20 protein-coding genes are annotated in these 16,303 nt (G+C 37.2%); 11 read left to right on the top strand and 9 right to left on the bottom strand.

Annotated elements, in window-relative coordinates:
* Positions 1–91 precede the first annotated feature (91 nt).
* On the bottom strand, positions 92–5,665 hold the full coding sequence (locus NADRNF5_RS04405; protein WP_048115959.1) for an HYR domain-containing protein: 5,574 nt from the start codon (positions 5,663–5,665) through the stop codon (positions 92–94).
* A 152-nt stretch (positions 5,666–5,817) separates the two neighbouring features.
* Between NADRNF5_RS04405 and NADRNF5_RS11105 the strand changes: the two genes are divergently transcribed.
* Both NADRNF5_RS11105 and NADRNF5_RS04400 read left to right on the top strand, forming a co-directional pair.
* Positions 5,818–5,976, top strand: a complete 159-nt coding sequence (locus NADRNF5_RS11105; RefSeq protein WP_160289383.1) for a hypothetical protein — start codon at positions 5,818–5,820, stop codon at positions 5,974–5,976.
* Between the two features lie 129 nt (positions 5,977–6,105).
* A complete protein-coding gene (locus tag NADRNF5_RS04400; protein ID WP_048115958.1) occupies positions 6,106–6,927 on the top strand; it encodes a tetratricopeptide repeat protein in 822 nt (273 codons plus the stop codon).
* Positions 6,928–6,929: 2 nt separating this feature from the next.
* Here the strand turns inward: NADRNF5_RS04400 and NADRNF5_RS04395 are convergent, their stop codons facing one another.
* Positions 6,930–7,643 carry a hypothetical protein gene (locus tag NADRNF5_RS04395; RefSeq protein ID WP_082051984.1) on the bottom strand — a complete coding sequence of 238 codons (714 nt, stop codon included), beginning with the start codon at positions 7,641–7,643 and terminating at the stop codon, positions 6,930–6,932.
* A gap of 76 nt (positions 7,644–7,719) precedes the next feature.
* Between NADRNF5_RS04395 and NADRNF5_RS04390 the strand changes: the two genes are divergently transcribed.
* The 4 genes from NADRNF5_RS04390 to NADRNF5_RS04375 are packed head-to-tail and all read left to right on the top strand — an operon-like array spanning position 7,720 to position 9,683.
* Positions 7,720–8,127, top strand: coding sequence for an SHOCT domain-containing protein (locus tag NADRNF5_RS04390; protein WP_237089339.1), 408 nt, complete (start codon positions 7,720–7,722; stop codon positions 8,125–8,127).
* Position 8,128: 1 nt separating this feature from the next.
* Positions 8,129–8,584, top strand: coding sequence for a cupin domain-containing protein (locus NADRNF5_RS04385; RefSeq protein ID WP_048115956.1), 456 nt, complete (start codon positions 8,129–8,131; stop codon positions 8,582–8,584).
* Positions 8,585–8,589: 5 nt separating this feature from the next.
* Positions 8,590–8,952, top strand: coding sequence for a cupin domain-containing protein (locus NADRNF5_RS04380; protein WP_048115955.1), 363 nt, complete (start codon positions 8,590–8,592; stop codon positions 8,950–8,952).
* A gap of 53 nt (positions 8,953–9,005) precedes the next feature.
* A complete protein-coding gene (locus tag NADRNF5_RS04375; protein WP_048118999.1) occupies positions 9,006–9,683 on the top strand; it encodes a DnaJ domain-containing protein in 678 nt (225 codons plus the stop codon).
* On the opposite strand, the gene NADRNF5_RS04370 is transcribed toward NADRNF5_RS04375, so the two are convergent.
* From NADRNF5_RS04370 to NADRNF5_RS11295, 3 genes are read right to left on the bottom strand one after another with little or no spacing between them, the layout of a single operon-like run.
* Positions 9,680–10,087, bottom strand: coding sequence for an HIT family protein (locus NADRNF5_RS04370; protein ID WP_048115954.1), 408 nt, complete (start codon positions 10,085–10,087; stop codon positions 9,680–9,682). The two genes, NADRNF5_RS04375 and NADRNF5_RS04370, sit on opposite strands and share 4 nt — an antisense overlap.
* A gap of 38 nt (positions 10,088–10,125) precedes the next feature.
* The gene (locus tag NADRNF5_RS04365; protein ID WP_048115953.1) at positions 10,126–10,404 is read right to left on the bottom strand and encodes a hypothetical protein; all 279 of its coding nucleotides are present in this window, start codon (positions 10,402–10,404) and stop codon (positions 10,126–10,128) included.
* A gap of 1 nt (position 10,405) precedes the next feature.
* Complete coding sequence (locus tag NADRNF5_RS11295; protein WP_182128143.1) at positions 10,406–10,573, bottom strand: hypothetical protein; 168 nt, start codon at positions 10,571–10,573, stop codon at positions 10,406–10,408.
* Positions 10,574–10,626: 53 nt separating this feature from the next.
* Between NADRNF5_RS11295 and NADRNF5_RS04360 the strand changes: the two genes are divergently transcribed.
* A complete protein-coding gene (locus tag NADRNF5_RS04360) occupies positions 10,627–11,766 on the top strand; it encodes a 3-hydroxyacyl-CoA dehydrogenase (RefSeq protein WP_048118996.1) in 1,140 nt (379 codons plus the stop codon).
* On the opposite strand, the gene NADRNF5_RS04355 is transcribed toward NADRNF5_RS04360, so the two are convergent.
* Complete coding sequence (locus NADRNF5_RS04355) at positions 11,756–12,265, bottom strand: TIGR00725 family protein (RefSeq protein ID WP_048115952.1); 510 nt, start codon at positions 12,263–12,265, stop codon at positions 11,756–11,758. The genes NADRNF5_RS04360 and NADRNF5_RS04355 overlap by 11 nt on opposite strands.
* 74 nt (positions 12,266–12,339) lie before the next feature.
* Here NADRNF5_RS04355 and NADRNF5_RS11770 point away from each other — a divergent pair, with 74 nt between their 5' ends.
* From NADRNF5_RS11770 to NADRNF5_RS04345, 3 genes are all read left to right on the top strand, one after another.
* Positions 12,340–12,462 carry a hypothetical protein gene (locus NADRNF5_RS11770; protein WP_257719708.1) on the top strand — a complete coding sequence of 41 codons (123 nt, stop codon included), beginning with the start codon at positions 12,340–12,342 and terminating at the stop codon, positions 12,460–12,462.
* A 63-nt stretch (positions 12,463–12,525) separates the two neighbouring features.
* Complete coding sequence (locus tag NADRNF5_RS04350) at positions 12,526–12,936, top strand: hypothetical protein (RefSeq protein WP_048118995.1); 411 nt, start codon at positions 12,526–12,528, stop codon at positions 12,934–12,936.
* Between the two features lie 2 nt (positions 12,937–12,938).
* Positions 12,939–13,136 carry a C2H2-type zinc finger protein gene (locus tag NADRNF5_RS04345; protein WP_048115951.1) on the top strand — a complete coding sequence of 66 codons (198 nt, stop codon included), beginning with the start codon at positions 12,939–12,941 and terminating at the stop codon, positions 13,134–13,136.
* A 1-nt stretch (position 13,137) separates the two neighbouring features.
* Here NADRNF5_RS04345 and NADRNF5_RS04340 read toward each other — a convergent pair whose 3' ends face one another.
* Genes NADRNF5_RS04340 through tuf form a run of 3 tightly spaced genes read right to left on the bottom strand, consistent with a single transcriptional unit; the run spans position 13,138 to position 14,992 of the window.
* On the bottom strand, positions 13,138–13,344 hold the full coding sequence (locus tag NADRNF5_RS04340; protein ID WP_048115950.1) for an RNA polymerase Rbp10: 207 nt from the start codon (positions 13,342–13,344) through the stop codon (positions 13,138–13,140).
* Between the two features lie 29 nt (positions 13,345–13,373).
* Positions 13,374–13,682, bottom strand: coding sequence for a 30S ribosomal protein S10 (rpsJ, locus tag NADRNF5_RS04335; protein ID WP_008299200.1), 309 nt, complete (start codon positions 13,680–13,682; stop codon positions 13,374–13,376).
* Positions 13,683–13,693: 11 nt separating this feature from the next.
* Positions 13,694–14,992 carry a translation elongation factor EF-1 subunit alpha gene (gene tuf, locus NADRNF5_RS04330; protein ID WP_048115949.1) on the bottom strand — a complete coding sequence of 433 codons (1,299 nt, stop codon included), beginning with the start codon at positions 14,990–14,992 and terminating at the stop codon, positions 13,694–13,696.
* Positions 14,993–15,122: 130 nt separating this feature from the next.
* Here tuf and fbp point away from each other — a divergent pair, with 130 nt between their 5' ends.
* Positions 15,123–16,259 (top strand): fructose-1,6-bisphosphate aldolase/phosphatase, encoded by a 1,137-nt coding sequence (gene fbp, locus NADRNF5_RS04325; protein ID WP_048115948.1) that lies wholly within the window; start codon positions 15,123–15,125, stop codon positions 16,257–16,259.
* Positions 16,260–16,303 lie beyond the last annotated feature (44 nt).

Below are 16,303 nucleotides of genomic sequence, written 5' to 3'. Positions count from 1 at the left end.
AAAAAAATCGGTATATTAGATACATTGGAATTCACTAGAAATAACTTTTCTGTGAATAAATAATAATGAAATTAGATCATTCTAGAAAAGGCTATTCATCATCGTCTTCTTCTTCATCGTCTTCATCATCGTCTTCATCATCGTCTTCATCATCGTCTTCATCATCGTCTTCTTCATCGTCTTCTTCATCATCTTCCATCTCATGTTTCATTGCTTTTTGTGCATGTTTCCATGCTTTTTCATAATGATGAATTCCTTTATCGAATTTATCATCAGCTACTTTGGCATCACCTTTTGCCATTTCTTCAATTGCTTTGTCAATTTCTTTGTCAGATTTTTTGTCACCTGCAAATGCTTGTGCATCATCTAGAGCAGTCTGTGCAAAGTCTCTATCAATTACTACAATACTATCAATTACACCCTGTATCATCACCAAGAATCCATTTGATTCAGAATTCTTTTTAGCACTAGTTATCTTCATCAAGTCTTTTACTGCTTTTTCTTCTGAATGAATTGCCTTATGACCATGCTTTACACTTAGAGTGTTCTCATCTTGCCAGTTTTTAGATTCAAGGCTTTTCTCAATGTCTTTGATTGCTTTTTCTAAATTCTTTTTGGTCTTTTTGTCTTCTGCATCATTAATTTTATCATTCAATGTTTCAATGAATCCAGATTTTTGATCCTGTACTGAGACTTCAGTAATAATATCATCTGCTGGGTTTAGCGGATCAGTTCCGTTGATAATTTCATCGCCATCGTTTACTCCACCATTGTCAGTATCAGATAGTAATGGATTTGTGTTGTGTGTGTTGATTTCATCACCATCAGTTAGTCCGTCTCCGTCAGTATCAATAAGTAATGGGTCTGTTCCGGTGGTGTTGATTTCTTCACCATCAGTTAGTCCGTCACCATCAGTATCAGCTAGTAATGGATTTGTGTTGTGAACATTAATTTCATCACCGTCAGTTAGTCCGTCAGAGTCACTATCAGGATTGTTTGGATGAGTTCCGGCATTAGCCTCTTCTTCATCAGTTAGTCCATCACCATCAGTATCTACAGAAACTACAGTTATCGTAACAGTAGCTATGTCTTCTAATCCGCCATTATCTTCTATAGTATAAGTAAAAACTTCATCACCGTAGAATCCCGGTGCTGGAGAATATTGCAAAGAGGCTCCCAAGTTTGTTACAATTCCGCCATTATCAGTTGGGCCAACTGCAGAAACGAATAGTGTTGGTTTGTCATCATCAGTATCATTTGCCAAGACATCAAGTGGATTGTCAATAGTATCTTGGTTTAGTGTAAAGGAGTCATCAGTTGCAGTTGGTGGAAGATTAGATAGTGTGACGGTAACTAAAAAGGATTCAGTTGCAGTGTTTCCTGAGCTGTCAGTTGCAGTGCAATTAACAGTAGTAGTGCCTAAGTCAAAGAAAGTATCAGATGGAGGATTACATGTTGGAGTGACTGGGCCATCAAACACATCAGATGCCGTTGCAGTGTATGACACTATAATTCCTAAAGGATCAACGGTTTCAATATTAATTGGAGAAGGTGTTGTCAAGAAGGGAGCTGCTGTATCCTCAACTATTACATTGAAACTTGTGTTAGCAGTGTTTCCAGCAGAGTCTTCAGCAGTACATGTTACTAATGTAGGTGTTGGATTAGGGGAAGTGTATGGGAATATTGTAACGTCTGATGTTGCATCACAAGTTACAGTTACTGGTCCTTGAGGATCACTTGCAGAGGGAGTACTAAATGTTGCAGTAGAACCAGATGGTCCTGATACTTCTACTGTTACATTAGAAGTTAATGCGGTAAATGTTGGATCTTCTGCATCAGTTACAATAACATCAAAGGATTCAGTTACAACATTGCCAGCTAAGTCAGTTGCAGTAAATGTGTTTGTTGTAGTGCCAATTGGGAATGCAGAACCTGAAGGAAGTCCAGCAGTTTGAGATAGGGTAATGTCAGATGGAATATCTACATTGTCAGTTGCAGTTGGTGCGGCATATGATACAATTGCAGTACTAGCTCCAGGATCATTTCCGACTGAAATATCAGATGGGACAACTAGTAGTGGGGCTTCAACATCATTGACAGTTATGGCAGTTGATGCAGATGCAGTATTACCTGCAGCATCAGTTGCAGTCCAGGTAACTGTAGAAGTGCCAATTGGGAATGCAGAACCTGAAGGAAGTCCAGCAGTTTGAATTACGGATACACTTCCAGAGTTGTCAGTTGCAGTTGCATCTGGGAATGTTATTACTGCAGTTGCAAGCCCAGGATCATTTCCTGCTGAAATGTTTGCCGGAGCTGTAATGCTAGGCGGAGTTGTGTCTTGTACAGTCACAGTTTGAGAACTAGTATCAGCATTGTTTGATGCATCAGTTGCAGTCCAAGTTACGGTTGTAGAGCCTAAGAAGAATAATGTTGGAGCATCATTAGTTACGGAGGGAGAAGGATCAACGGTATCAGAAACTGTCGGAGTACCTAATACAACTGCTTGTCCAGCAGGACCAGTAATTTCAACGAGTACATCAGCTGGTGCGGTAATTGATGGAGCTGTTGTATCTTGTGTAATTATTATTTGATCAGAGGATGCAGAGTTACCTGATGCATCAGTTGCAGTCCAAGTTCTAGTGATTACATCAATTTGAGGCGGAGTACCAGCAACTACAGAATCAACAAATGAAATTGTCGGTGTTGGATCTACTGCATCAGTTGCAGTAGCAGTTCCAGTGGATGTCGGAGTAGTATCAGCTGGTGCTTCTAGTGTCACATCAGCTGGTGTGGTAATTGATGGAGCTGTTGTATCTTGTGTAATTATTATTTGATCAGAGGATGCAGAGTTTCCTGATGCATCAGTTGCAGTCCAAGTTCTAGTAATTGTTCCAAGACCTTGTGAATCTAGTAGGTTAACATCAATAAACGAAACTACTGGAGTAGGATCAATATTGTCTGTAGCTGTAGCAGTTCCAGTTGTTGCAGGAGAGGTATTAGATGGTGCTTCTAAAAAGACATCAGCTGGTACTGTAAGAACGGGAGACTCTATATCATCTTCATTTACTGTAATAGTAATTGTTTCAAAGTCTGAAAGGTTTGGCGTACCATCATCTGTAACTGTAATTGTTGCAGTGAATGTTCCCGGACCTTGTAGTTCTGTTGGTGTCCATGTAAAGTCACCAGTTGGAGAGATGCTCATTCCAGCTAGTATTGCTGCTGCATCTAAGCTAAAGGTCAATGTGTTAGAGGGAACATCAGGATCAATTGCAGTTACAGTGAATGCTAGTGTTGATAATTCATCAATGGATTGATCACCAATTGGATCAAGTAATGGTGGACTGTTACCAACATCAATTGTAACTGCTGACTCATCATCTTCAACAGGAGCTGGTGGTACACCGTTGTTTGGAGTAGAATCAGAATCAACAACATCAGATGCAGAAACTTCTGCATAATTTGTTATAGACGTGTTTGATTGATCAACTGTTACAGTAATTGGAAGATTTTGTCCTTCAGTTGGACTAAGAGTAAGACCAGACCATATTCCTGTGACATCATCATAGGTACCTTCAGTTGGTGCTGCTGAGACAAAAGTTAATCCTGCTGGGAGTAAATCAGAAATCTGTACTCCAGTTGCCTCATCAGGTCCTATATTTACTACTTGAACAGTAAATGTCACAGTATCTCCAATCAAAGGAGTGTTGTTGTCGACTGTTTTGAATAATTCAAGGTCTGCTGTTTGAACAGATGATGTAATATCGGCAGATGTAGAATTGTTGGTATTATCAGAATCAAATTCATCAGATGCTGTGACATCAGCTGTGTTAGTGATTAGCCCGGCTGAATCAACTGTTGCAGTAATTACTAGGTTTTGTCCTTCAGTTGGATTTAGTGCAAGACCAGACCATATTCCTGTGATATTATCATAGATACCTTCAGTTGGCGTTGCAGATACAAAGGACACTCCTACGGGTAGAAGGTCAGTTACTTCTACCCCAGTTGTTGCATCAGGTCCATTGTTGATAATTTGTATAGTGTAATCAATTGCATCACCGACAAATGGTGCTGTGTTATTAACGGATTTGTTTACTGTAAGGTCTGCTGTTTGAATAGTTGCAGTAATTGTTTCAGAGCTAGAATTATTCACAACATCTGGATCAATCGAATCAGACGCAGTAATTGCTGCAGTGTTAACAATCACACCAGGAGAGTCAACTGTTGCAGTAATTGCAAGTTGCTGCCCTTCACCAAAGGACAAATCAATGCCAGACCAGACTCCTGTGATATCATCGTATGCGCCTTCAGTTGGAATTGCAGATACAAATGATAGTCCTGCTGGGAGTAAATCAGTTACCTCTACTCCAGTTGCACCATCAGGTCCAATTAGATTTTGTAATTGTAAAGTGAAAGTTACTTGTTCTCCAACAAATGGTGTTGTGTTATCTACAGATTTGATAATTGCAAGGTCAGCAGTTAGAAAATCATCATTTTCTATTGTTCCTATTCCCTGAGTATCTGCAAATGCTACATTTTGTGCAGGATTATCAAAGTTGAGTAAATTAACAAAGAATGATTCATCAGATTCAACATCAGTATCACCATTAACAGTTACAGGAATAGTAGCAGATGTTTCTCCAGGATTAATTGTAACTAGTGCAGAATTTAGGTCATAGTCATTGTTTGCAACAGTTGCAGAATCATCTACAGTTGTAAATTGAAAAGATATTGGAATTTGAGAGGTATCATTGATGTTAACTGTAAAGATAAAGTCAGAAGGTCCAGAATTTCCTTCTAGTTGAGAAATATCACTTATGGACACAGTACAAACATTAGTTTGTTCAATCCCAGGTCCCGTAATATCTAAAATAGAATTTAGAACTGTAGCACCACAATGATTAATGAATAATTCATTATTGGTAAATGTACCACCATTACTATTATCTACCAAATTAAAATTATTGAATACATCACCAGATTCTGCTCCAAATCTTATCAAACTTGGTGATGGGGTTCCAAGTAAGTTCAATGATCCTAAATTATCAAATGTACCACCAGTGCTAGATGAACCAGTTCCAGGATCGATATCAAGAATTATGCTACCTGCGACATTGATGATTCCCTCGTTTCTCATGTCACCAGAATCATCCATCAGTCTCTTGATGTGATTGCCAGTTCCGTCAATGTTTAGTGTGTGAGTTGATTCTAAGACAAATGGTCCTGTTGGAGAACCTGTTTGAATAATTCTGTCAGGTGATGCTGCAAGCATGTCAACTATGCCGCCACCGGTAAGTGTTGCATCATCTTGGAATGCCAGTGTAGTTTGAGATGCACCAGAATCAGGATGGATGTCGATAGTTCCAGAATTAATTAAAGAATTAGTAATTGTAAGAGTAACCCCATTGTTAATACCAACAATACCAGAGTTTTGAATAGTATCTATGGTCTGATCAGAATTAACACGTGGCGAAAATCCAACTGGGATGATTACAGTATCTGTAGGAACTGGAACAGTATTAGAATCCCAATTTAATGGATCGGACCAATTAATTGCATCTCCAGCTCCATCCCAAGTAATAGTAGCTGCATATGCATCTTGATTAAACGAAAATCCTAAAAGTAAAACGCTAAAAATTATTGGAATCAAAAGAAATTTTGATAGCAAAGTACAATGAGCCAATCCTGATCTAATATAACATTAATGACGACATCCCAAATTAGGGAATGGTAAAGCGATCAAAAAAATCAAAATCAATTATGTTCAAAAAATACACACAACTAAATATTTCCTAAATATTACCTAAGAAAAATCTAAGAATGACAGTAAAAATTTCACCAACTCAAATCAAGCAAAGTACGTATCTGTTAATCCCAAAAGACATTGCAGACATGATAGATGTTGATAAAAACACAAAGTTCTCACTAAAACTAAAACCAAATGGCAAACATCATGTCTTAGAATATGAGATTCAGTAGAATGCGAAACCAAAAGTATACGTACTAAAATCCAACACAAATTCCAAGCATTACAAGAAATAATTCAAAACATCAATCAAACTAATTTCCAGTAACAAAAGTAATTAGCAATATCATTTTCTAGAAATTATGGGCTTATTTGGAGGCAAAGAAAACGTGGAAGATTTGCTATACAATGCAATGTCACTAATGGAGAAGAACCAACCAAAGGGGGCAATCTCACTATTTGGCAAAGTCCTAAAGCAAGAGCCAGAAAATACATCAGCATTATTTAACAAGGGATTGGCACTAAATCAGATAAAAAAATACAGCGATGCAATTACGTGTTTTGAAAAATTAATAGAGATTAATCCAAAAGACGCGCAAGCTTACAACAACAAGGGAATCGCATCAGCTGAATTAGGAAACATTCAGGGAGCTGCTGAATGCTATGACAAGGCAATTGAAGCGGACCCAAAATATGCTGCGGCATTTTTTAACAAAGGCGTCTTACTTGACAAACTAAGAGAGCACGAAGATGCACTTCAGGCATTAGAGAAGGCAATCACACTAGAGCCAAGAAAACCTAACGCAATGGTCTACAAAGGAATTGTTCTCGGTAAAATGAAAAAACATGAGGAAGCACTAAATTGCTTTTCAAATGTTTGCAAAAAATATCCAAACAATCAGGATGCGTTTTTTCAAAAAGGAGTTCAGCTTGCAGAGTTGGGACAGCATGAAAAGGCACTTGATGTCTTTGATGATATCTTAAGAAAATTCAAAGACAATGTAAATGTCATTTATGCAAAATCAAGAAGTAAAGCCGCACTGGAAAAATATCCCGAGTCATTAGAGCTGCTAAGACAAGCAGTTGCAAAAAATCCCAAAGTTATTCGGTCATGGGCAAAAGAAGAGCCAATCTTTGAGAAACTACACAGCAATGAGCAGTTCAGAAAACTAATTAAAATATAAAATCAGATAACTTTTTTTCTTACAGCATCAATTCTGATAATCTCTACACGCTTTTTAGGATCAGATAGCCTAGCTTCGAAAATTGGAATGTATACTTCGGTAATATCATGCAGAGTAAATTCATCTTGTAGATCTCGCACGTCAGGATCCATTGGTTTTTTCAAATGAATTTGAAGTTTCTCAATTGCAGAGTCATATGTGAATTCAGGTTTTTTAATTGTAAGTGAATTGTCTTCAAGGATTTTTTTAGGATAGTTCTCTATTGTCTTTGAATCAATTTTAAATGGCAACTCAACTTCCAATCCGAAATGATCAAATGTCAGTTCATCTTCTTCCTCAACAAAGACGTGCTCCTCCAAACTCAGGTCAACTTTGTTCTTTCCCTTCTTCCCAACAAATGCTTTCTCTAGTCCTGACTTTGAGCGAACCGGAAATACTGCATCACCCATCACTACTCCATGGACGTTTGAATCAACATCAATGGTGTGTGACGCTTTTCTAAAATAATTTGCAGCATATTTGCCTGATACTATCAGTGATGCCTCATAGTATAGTTTCAGAGAGTCAAGATGAATGTCCTCTTTTTTGGGTCTTGACAGTAATGACTTGAAAGGATCTGTCTTTTTTTGTTCAACGATTTTGAGTGCCTCGTCTTCCTCAATATTTTTTCTTATCACAATGGTCTTTACACCATAATCATCGTTTTCCAAAATCACTATATCTTGTTAAATCAGGCTATTAAACCAATTCTACTAGGAAAGAAATAATAGATTTGAAATTGTTTAGTCAATTATGGCAACAGCTAAAAAATCAAAAACAGTTCCAAAAAAAGTAAAAACAATGCCAGAAAAAGGCGGGTATATCGATAAATTTCTTAAAAAAGCAGACGAAGCAATCCAAGAAGGAATCAAGAAAGCAGATGAGGCTTTGGATGAAGCAGTAGAATTAGGAGAACTAACTGCAAAACAAGCATCAAAGGCAAGCAAAGAACTCACAACCATGGCAAAGAAAGAAAGCGAAGAGTTTCAGAAAAAAGGATTGGCAAAGATTAACGAGGGACTAGCATCAGCCAAGAAAATCGGTGCAAACTCCAGGGAAGATTTGAACATGCTTGAAAAACTAGCAGAGTTACGAAAGGCAGGAATTCTTACTGAAAAAGAGTTCCGAGAAAAGAAAACAAAGATTCTGAGTAGAATTTAAAATGAAAAAAACTAACATCTTCGGTACTGGTGATCAACGTAAAGTAAACCCTGATTGGTTTACAGGAAAGACATGGATGAAGGTTCTATCTGAGAAGATAAAATCAAAAGATCAAGACATCTACCATGTTCATTTTGAGAAAGGTTCTAGAACAAAAATTCATCAGCACGATGGAAATCAAGTGTTAATTGGAGTAAAGGGCAAAGGAAGCCTTGAGATTTTTAAAAAATATGGAACATCAAAAAGTAATTTCAAAATCAAACGTACTGAAAGAATTGTATTGAACGAAGGAGACATTGTACACATTCCAGCCAAAGTACTCCATACTCATGGCTCAATTGACAAGAAAAAACCATTTTCCCATATCGCAATAAACATTTTATCAAAAAAGAACAAGCCCTACAAAACTACATGGTATGAATCAGATTTCAAATCAAGTGTAACAGAAATCATTTAGATGAAATGTCAGTGCAAAGAAATTCTGAGATTAAATCAATCCAAGGAAACGAAGGAACAAAAATAAAACAATATTTTCACCCACACAATACACTAAACGGAATAAACTATAGCATTGCGCAATTTACTTTGGAATCAGGAATGCAATCAAAACCCCACAAGCTAAAATCATCTGAAATTTACTACATCCTAGAAGGCAGTGCAGTACTTACCGTGGATGAGGAACCACACAAAATAGAAAAAGATGATTCATTGTACATTTCTCCAAATTCCAAGCAATTCATAAAAAATGTTGGATCCGGTGACTTGAGATTTTTGTGTATTGTAGAGCCTGCATGGAAGGCAGAAAACGAAGTTTTACTAGAATAAACACAATCAAACAGTGGCAATTATTTTTATCATATGAGAAATCTATAATTTCAGTGAACGCATATCAGGCAATCAAAGTTTTGAATGTGGATCAAGATTCATCGCAAGATGAGATCAAGGCAGCATACAGAAAGCTGGCACTAGAGCACCATCCAGATAAGAACAAAAACACACAGTCAGAGACAGAGTTCAAAAAGATTACAGAGGCTTACAATTTTTTAAAGAAAAATCCCAGCAATACAAGATATTCGCCAAATCAACAAACAGAAACCAAGCCAAACCCCCAACAAAGATACAAGAAAAAACCGCAATGGGGAGCACCTGATGATGGAAGCATACCAGAGCAGGATTGGGGCAAATACACTCGCGAATTTGAAGAAGGTGACCCTGATTTTTGGAAAGAGTATGAAAGAAAATTCTGGGAAGATTACAATGCACGAGTACGTCCAGATGGAAGAAATGGTGAATACGAGAAAGCCAGAGAGCCAAAGAAACAACCAAATCTATCAGTCGATGTAGATGAAAGTCGTTGTATTGGGTGTTGTAGTTGCGAGATAATTGCACCAGACGTTTTTGAGATAAACAAGCAGAGCAAATCAAATCCAAAGTCGTCTGTAATAAATCAGAAAGGTGCAGGCGTAAATAAAATAATGAATGCAGCTGAAACATGCCCAACTAAAGCAATTATTGTAGAAAATTCAGATACAAAAGAAAGATTATTCCCTTATTAGATTTTTAATTTATTGTACATCTCTTCAATTTCAGAGTCAGATAGTTTTAGAGTTCCATTAAACATAGAGTGGATGGCACCTGCAGAATCATCGGCACTTCGTGGAACCAAATGCACATGAACATGTGGAACTTCTTGTCCTGCATCTTTGCCGTTATGCACTGCAAGTAAAGTTGAACCAGAAATAGAATCAACTTTTGAAATCATCGTATGTACAAGTGAAAATAAATCAGAGTTTTCATTTTCAGTCAAGTCTTGTATTTTTTGATGATGATTCTTTGGAATCACAAGGATATGGCCCTTTGCAAGTGGGAATGCATCTAAAAACGATATGGAATGATCAGTCTCTTTGAGAAGTTTTGCAGGAATTTCCCCTGTGACAATTTTACAAAAAATACAATCCATAGTTTTTCCATAAATTTTTTAAAATATTAAATCATCGATTATGGAGTTACTATGGTTGCCCAAGCAAGACCGTCACCGAATTTGATGGTAACCTTATCCCCAGGATTAGCAGTGCAATCCTCAATTGTTTTAGGTATATTATCCAAGGCCTCAACATAACAGACACCACCATCATTAGTCAAAATCGTAACTTCTTCAACAACATCTTCACGAATTAGATTCCAAAACGGGAAGACCATAGTCGATAAAACAATACCTGCTGTGAGAAAGGCACCAATGAAGACCAGACTAGTTTTTTGACTAGAGTTTAACTCCATTCTACCAGAGTCCACCATCGCCTGAATTTGGATCTAGTTTCTTTGCAGGTACGTTTCCATGTGCTTTTTTCATGTGTCTTTTCAGGCGTTCAGGATCATGCAGATCTGTTCCACATACATCACATTTTGTTTGGTTTTCATCTTCTTTCTTACGTTTGAACAAGCCCATAAAGTAACAAAATTTTGAAATACATTATAAAGGATACTCAGTTTTTTGAATCAGTGGCAATTAAAAATATCACAGTTTTAGGTTCCGGCGTAATGGGTCATGGTATTGCACAAGTTTCAGCTACTGCAGGATATAATGTAGTCTTGAGAGATATCAAACAAGAATTTTTGGACAAAGCAATGGAGAAAATCAAGTGGAGTTTAGATAAACTCGTTTCTAAAGAAAAAATTTCAAAAGATGAGGGCGACTCCATCTTTTCGAGAATAAAGCCAGTTGTGGATTTAGCTGAAGCAGTAAAAGACGCAGAGTTGGTAATAGAAGTTGTTCCCGAAATTATGGATTTAAAGAAAACAGTTTATGCAGAATTAGATAAAGTTGCAGCACCAGAAGTAATCTTCGCATCAAACACAAGTACACTGCCAATCACTGAAATTGCAAACACCACATCACGTCCAGAAAAATTCATTGGAATTCACTTTTTCAATCCACCGCAATTAATGAAACTCGTAGAGGTCATCCCAGGTGAGAAAACATCACAAGCGATTACTGATTTAACTCAAGACTATGTAAAGTCCGTAAACAAAGTAGCAGTTCTATGTAGAAAAGATGTTCCAGGATTTATCATAAACAGACTATTCATTCCAATGGTTCACGAAGCTTGTTTTGTCAAAGACAGAACTGGTGCAACACTAGAAGAGATTGATTCAGCAGTAAAATTCAAACTAGGATTTCCAATGGGAATTTTTGAGCTGGCAGACTTTACTGGAATGGATGTAATTCACAAAGCAACAGTTGAGATGCACCTACGAGACAAAAAAGTAATCAACCCACACCCACTTGTAGAAAAAATGTTTGATGAGAAAAAGCTAGGACAAAAATCAGGTGAAGGATTTTACAAATATTCTGATGACAAATATGAAAGAGTAACACTTTCAGAAGAGCTAGCACAAAAGTGCAATCCGATTCAGCTTGTCGCAAATATTCTAAACAATGCAGCATGGCTTGTATCAAATGGTGCAAGTGACATTGAGGAAATTGAAAAGGCAGCTCAGTTAGGACTAGGATTGAAAAAGCCATTGTTTGAAACTGCAAAAAAGATTGGGATCAAAAATATCATAGATGAATTAAACAAGTTAGCATCAGAGCATGGCGAGTTTTACAAACCAGATCCTTTACTAGTTTCTATGCAGTAATTAATTCTAAAATTTTCTTGACTGCTTCTTGAGCAGTATCAACCCCAATGATTTTGACATTTTCTCTCTGATCAATAAACCCATCAATAAATGGCACAACAGGTCCACCCAAATTTCTAATTGCAACCATTGGTTTTTTGTACATGTATGCAGCAGCCGTCTCAGATAGAGTTCCAGAACCCCCACCAATAATTATTACACCATCTGCACTTAGTGCATTAAGAAAATCACGAGCAAGACCCATTCCAGTTGGAATTACAATATCACAGAATTCATTTGCCATAGAAGGGTCATTTTGTGGAATTATCCCAATAGTCAAACCACCACCATCACTTGCACCATGAGCTGCTGCTGTCATTACCCCACCTAGCCCACCACAAATCAACACAGAGTTTGATTTTGCAATTTCCATGCCAACATCATATGCGATTTTTTCGTGTTCAGGAGTACAACCATTTGTGTTATGGCCAATAACTAAGATCTGTCTTTTCTTTACCACATGGAATATTGCAAAAATGGTTTGAAATATCTTCCGAGAGAAAAAGATATTAGTAAAAAATACAGTATTATTGTATGGAAAGACGTTCAATGCCAGTTTGTTTTACAGAAAAACAATACAAAATGATCGAAGAGTTTGCCAAGAGAAACGGTATGCTCAATGCAAGCCAAGCTCTTGAGAAAATCTTAAGCCAATAGACACTTTATTGTGATTTTTATTTTGTTTACATTTATAGAATAAGTCATATCATAATGATCAAAATGGGTCTATTTAGTAAAAAACCATCATTCTGTGCTCTTTGCAACAAGGAGTTAACGCACAAACACAAACCAAAAAGAGAATGGAATATCAAAGGTTCACTGTGCGGGGATTGTCATTTTGAAAAATCAAAAGAATACTATGAAGGAAAAGTAAGACAGCCATGTGTAGTATGTGGACAAACTCAAAAAATCACTGATCTGTGGGAGCCAAGATGGCAATGGGACATGGAAGGTCTGTTATGTAAGAAATGTTTTGACAACAAAGAAGAGACCCATGGAAAAAAGAAAAACTTTTGTTCATTATGTAACGGAAAGATGGGACTTATCAGGTATAATCCAAAAGGACATTGGAAAATTGAAGGTCAGTTATGCAGAAGATGCTGGGATGAAAAGAAAGCAGAGTTTGGATAAAGTTGGGATTCTTTAAGAAAATAAAATGTGAAAAGTGCGATAAGAAATTTTCAAAGCAAGAAGAGATGATGAATCACATGCAAATAATTCACGGTAAGGATTTGCAATATGATTGCAAAGAATGCAATAGATTTTTCTCAAATATGGAAGATATGAGAACACATTTGCAAAGAGAGCACAGTTACAAAAAAGACAGATAGACTAGATTGCTTTTACAGTTTTAACTACTGGTGGTCTTACTTTGGTAAATACTCTGAATCCACAAATACATTTGATTTCAGGTAATCTTGAAAGTTCGGTATTTGAGACATTAGTTCCACATCTCAAACAAGAGTAATTTACTTCAAATGTTTCAACAGGAGTTTCTTCTATTTCCTCATCAAAATTTTCTTCAACCATGTTTATCATCAAAATTTCTATAATTTAAGGCTACCAGATTATGTCAGAGATAATTCAATGTAGACATCATCAGGGATTTTAAGTCTCATGAGTTGTCTTATAGCTTTATCGTCAGCGTTGATGTTGATTATTCTTCTATGCATCTTCATCTCCCATTTCTCATAAGTTTCAGTTCCGCTGCCGCATGGAGATTTTCTAGTTGCCACATGTAATCTTTTTACAGGTAATGGAGTTGGACCTTTTACTTTAACACCGGTTTTTTTACCGATACCCATAATTTCACCACATACACCATCTAGTTTTGGTAGACTGGTTGAGGTGAGTTTTACACGGGCGGTTTGAGTCATAAAAAATCCGCCTATGGTTTGTACTCTTCGGTAATTTCCTTAACGATTCCTGCTGCAATAGTTGCACCCATATCTCTGAGTGCAAATCTACCCATTTCAGGGAATTCTTGGAATGTTTCAATACATGTTGGTCTCACCGGTCGGATTTTAACAATTGCAGAGTCACCAACTTTGAGGAACTTTGGATTTTCTTCCTCAACTGCACCAGTTGCTGGGTTGATCTTTTGGAGGAACTCAGTAACAGTTGCTGCGACTTGTGCTGTGTGTGCGTGCATTACTGGTGTGTAACCAGGAGCAATTGCTGTTGGGTGATGAATGACTATAATTTGTGCTTTGAATTCTTTTGCAACATTTGGTGGTGCATCAGGAGTTCCAAGTACATCGCCTCTCTTGATATCTTTCTTTTCAATACCTCTGAGGTTAAAACCAATGTTATCACCTGCTTCTGCAGATGGCATTTCTGTATGGTGAGTTTCAATAGATTTGATTTCACCTTGAGCACCAGAAGGCATAACAATGATTTTTTGGTTAGCTTTCATTATACCGGTTTCAACTCTTCCTACTGGAACTGTACCAACACCTGTAATGGTGTAAACGTCTTGAATTGGTACACGTAGTGGTTTACCTACGGGTTTCTCAGTTACTGTAAAGTCATCAAATGCTTCAAGTAGTGTTTTACCAGAGTACCATGGCATGTTCTCGGTTTTCTTAACCAAGTTATCACCTTTCCATCCAGAAACTGGAATGAATGGTACGTTCTCTAGTTTGTAACCTACAGATTTTACTAATTTTTCGCCTTTCTCTTTGGCTGCTTTGAATGCGTCTTCTTTGTATTCAACTGCATCCATCTTGTTAATTGCAACAATTAGTTGGCTTACACCAAGTGTCTTGAGCAAGAAAGCGTGTTCTCTTGCTTGTCCACCTGCTGCAATTGCAGTGTCAGTTTCACCTTCTTTTGCAGAAAGTACTAAGATGGCAGCATCTGCTTCAGAAGCGCCTGTAATCATGTTTTTAATAAAGTCCCTGTGACCAGGAGCATCAATCAAAGTAAAGAAGTACTTTGGAGACTCAAACTTTTGGAAAGCTAAATCGATTGTAATTCCTCTTTCTCTTTCGTCTTTAATATTATCCATTACCCATGCATACTTGAAGGTGTCACCTTTTCCGGTCTTCTCGGATTCTGCACCGTGAGCTGCAATAGTTCTTTCATCTACAACTCCAAGATCCATCAAAAAATGACCCATAGTAGTTGATTTTCCATTATCAATATGTCCTGTAACAATCAGGTTCAAGTGGGGTTTATCTGCCATATGAAATGCCTAACTGAGGGCATTTATTACTGTTATGAATTTTTGAAGAAAAATTAAAAAAAATTCAATTAATTATAGATCACAGAACTTTGTCAAAAGCACATAAATCAAAGGGGCAAAAAGAAAAATTATGAAAATTACAGTTTCAGTTATCAAAGCAGATGTTGGTGGAGTTGGAGGACATACAAAACCAAGTGACGGACTAATTCAAGCTATTAGAGATACCGTCAAAAATTCAGGAGATTTACTTATCGATCATTACATCGGATATTGCGGAGACGACACCCACATCGTAATGACACATACTCATGGTGTAGATAATGAAAAAATTCACAAGTTAGCTTGGGATGCTTTCATGGCAGGAACCCAAGTTGCAAAAGATGAAGGTTTGTACGGAGCAGGACAAGATCTTCTACGAGATTCTTTCTCTGGAAATGTAAAAGGAATGGGTCCAGGAGTTGCAGAGATGGAGTTTGAAGAAAGACCCAATGAAGCATTTACAGTATTTGCAGCTGACAAAACAGAACCAGGCGCATTCAACTATCCAATTTACAGAATGTTTGTAGACGCACTAAGTAACACAGGATTAATTGTAAACAAGAGTCTTGCAGCGGGAGTGAAGATCAACATCATGGATGTTGAAAAAGCACAAATTGCAGAACTTGAATTATGGCAAGACAAGCCAACAATCGAAGCAGCACTAATGTATCCAGGAAGATATGTAGTAGATTCAGTATATACTAAAGACGGCGAACCAATTTTAGATGCGTCAACTGATAGATTACATAACATTGCAGGAACATATGTTGGCAAAGATGATCCTATTTGTCTAGTAAGAACTCAGAAAAACTTTCCAGCAACAGAAGAAGTTGGAAGTGTGTTTAACAATCCACATTATGTGGCCGGAAACACTAGAGGCAGTCACAATATGCCATTGATGCCCGTAAAGCTAAACTCTGCAGCTACAATCAACTTTTGCATTCCAATTGTTGAAGCATTAGTGTTTAGTATGCATAACGGGAAGCTAACTGGTCCGTTTGATGGATTCTCAACTCCTGATTGGGATTACATAAGAGAGATTGCAACAAAGAAAGCAATGGCAATCAGAAGTCAAGGATTCATTCATCCAGCAACACTTGTTCCATCAGAATTAGAATATGCTGAAGGATATAGAGCAAGAATGGATGTTCTTGAAACCAAGATGAAACCAATGGAAGAGTCATCCTCAAGCGGGGATAAAAAAGAGAATTACGAAGATCCAGATTAACAATTTTCAATTCTTGTAAATCATAGGAAATAGTTAAATCAAAA

The sequence above is a fragment of the Nitrosopumilus adriaticus genome, assembly GCF_000956175.1.
Taxonomy (GTDB): Archaea; Thermoproteota; Nitrososphaeria; order Nitrososphaerales; family Nitrosopumilaceae; genus Nitrosopumilus; species Nitrosopumilus adriaticus.
The sequence above is the reverse complement of the archived record's forward strand: the minus strand, read 5'-3'. Positions and strand labels throughout refer to the sequence as shown.

What these genes read in the sequence shown, in the direction of transcription:
- NADRNF5_RS11105 (WP_160289383.1), top strand. Translation starts at nt 5,818, where the DNA reads ATGACAGTAAAAATTTCACCAACTCAAATCAAGCAAAGTACGTATCTG.
- NADRNF5_RS04400 (WP_048115958.1), top strand. Translation starts at nt 6,106, where the DNA reads ATGGGCTTATTTGGAGGCAAAGAAAACGTGGAAGATTTGCTATACAAT.
- NADRNF5_RS04390 (WP_237089339.1), top strand. Translation starts at nt 7,720, where the DNA reads ATGGCAACAGCTAAAAAATCAAAAACAGTTCCAAAAAAAGTAAAAACA.
- NADRNF5_RS04385 (WP_048115956.1), top strand. Translation starts at nt 8,129, where the DNA reads ATGAAAAAAACTAACATCTTCGGTACTGGTGATCAACGTAAAGTAAAC.
- NADRNF5_RS04380 (WP_048115955.1), top strand. Translation starts at nt 8,590, where the DNA reads ATGTCAGTGCAAAGAAATTCTGAGATTAAATCAATCCAAGGAAACGAA.
- NADRNF5_RS04370 (WP_048115954.1), bottom strand. Translation starts at nt 10,087, where the DNA reads ATGGATTGTATTTTTTGTAAAATTGTCACAGGGGAAATTCCTGCAAAA.
- NADRNF5_RS04365 (WP_048115953.1), bottom strand. Translation starts at nt 10,404, where the DNA reads ATGGAGTTAAACTCTAGTCAAAAAACTAGTCTGGTCTTCATTGGTGCC.
- NADRNF5_RS11295 (WP_182128143.1), bottom strand. Translation starts at nt 10,573, where the DNA reads ATGGGCTTGTTCAAACGTAAGAAAGAAGATGAAAACCAAACAAAATGT.
- NADRNF5_RS11770 (WP_257719708.1), top strand. Translation starts at nt 12,340, where the DNA reads ATGGAAAGACGTTCAATGCCAGTTTGTTTTACAGAAAAACAATACAAA.
- NADRNF5_RS04350 (WP_048118995.1), top strand. Translation starts at nt 12,526, where the DNA reads ATGGGTCTATTTAGTAAAAAACCATCATTCTGTGCTCTTTGCAACAAG.
- NADRNF5_RS04340 (WP_048115950.1), bottom strand. Translation starts at nt 13,344, where the DNA reads ATGATAAACATGGTTGAAGAAAATTTTGATGAGGAAATAGAAGAAACT.
- rpsJ (WP_008299200.1), bottom strand. Translation starts at nt 13,682, where the DNA reads ATGACTCAAACCGCCCGTGTAAAACTCACCTCAACCAGTCTACCAAAA.
- tuf (WP_048115949.1), bottom strand. Translation starts at nt 14,992, where the DNA reads ATGGCAGATAAACCCCACTTGAACCTGATTGTTACAGGACATATTGAT.
- fbp (WP_048115948.1), top strand. Translation starts at nt 15,123, where the DNA reads ATGAAAATTACAGTTTCAGTTATCAAAGCAGATGTTGGTGGAGTTGGA.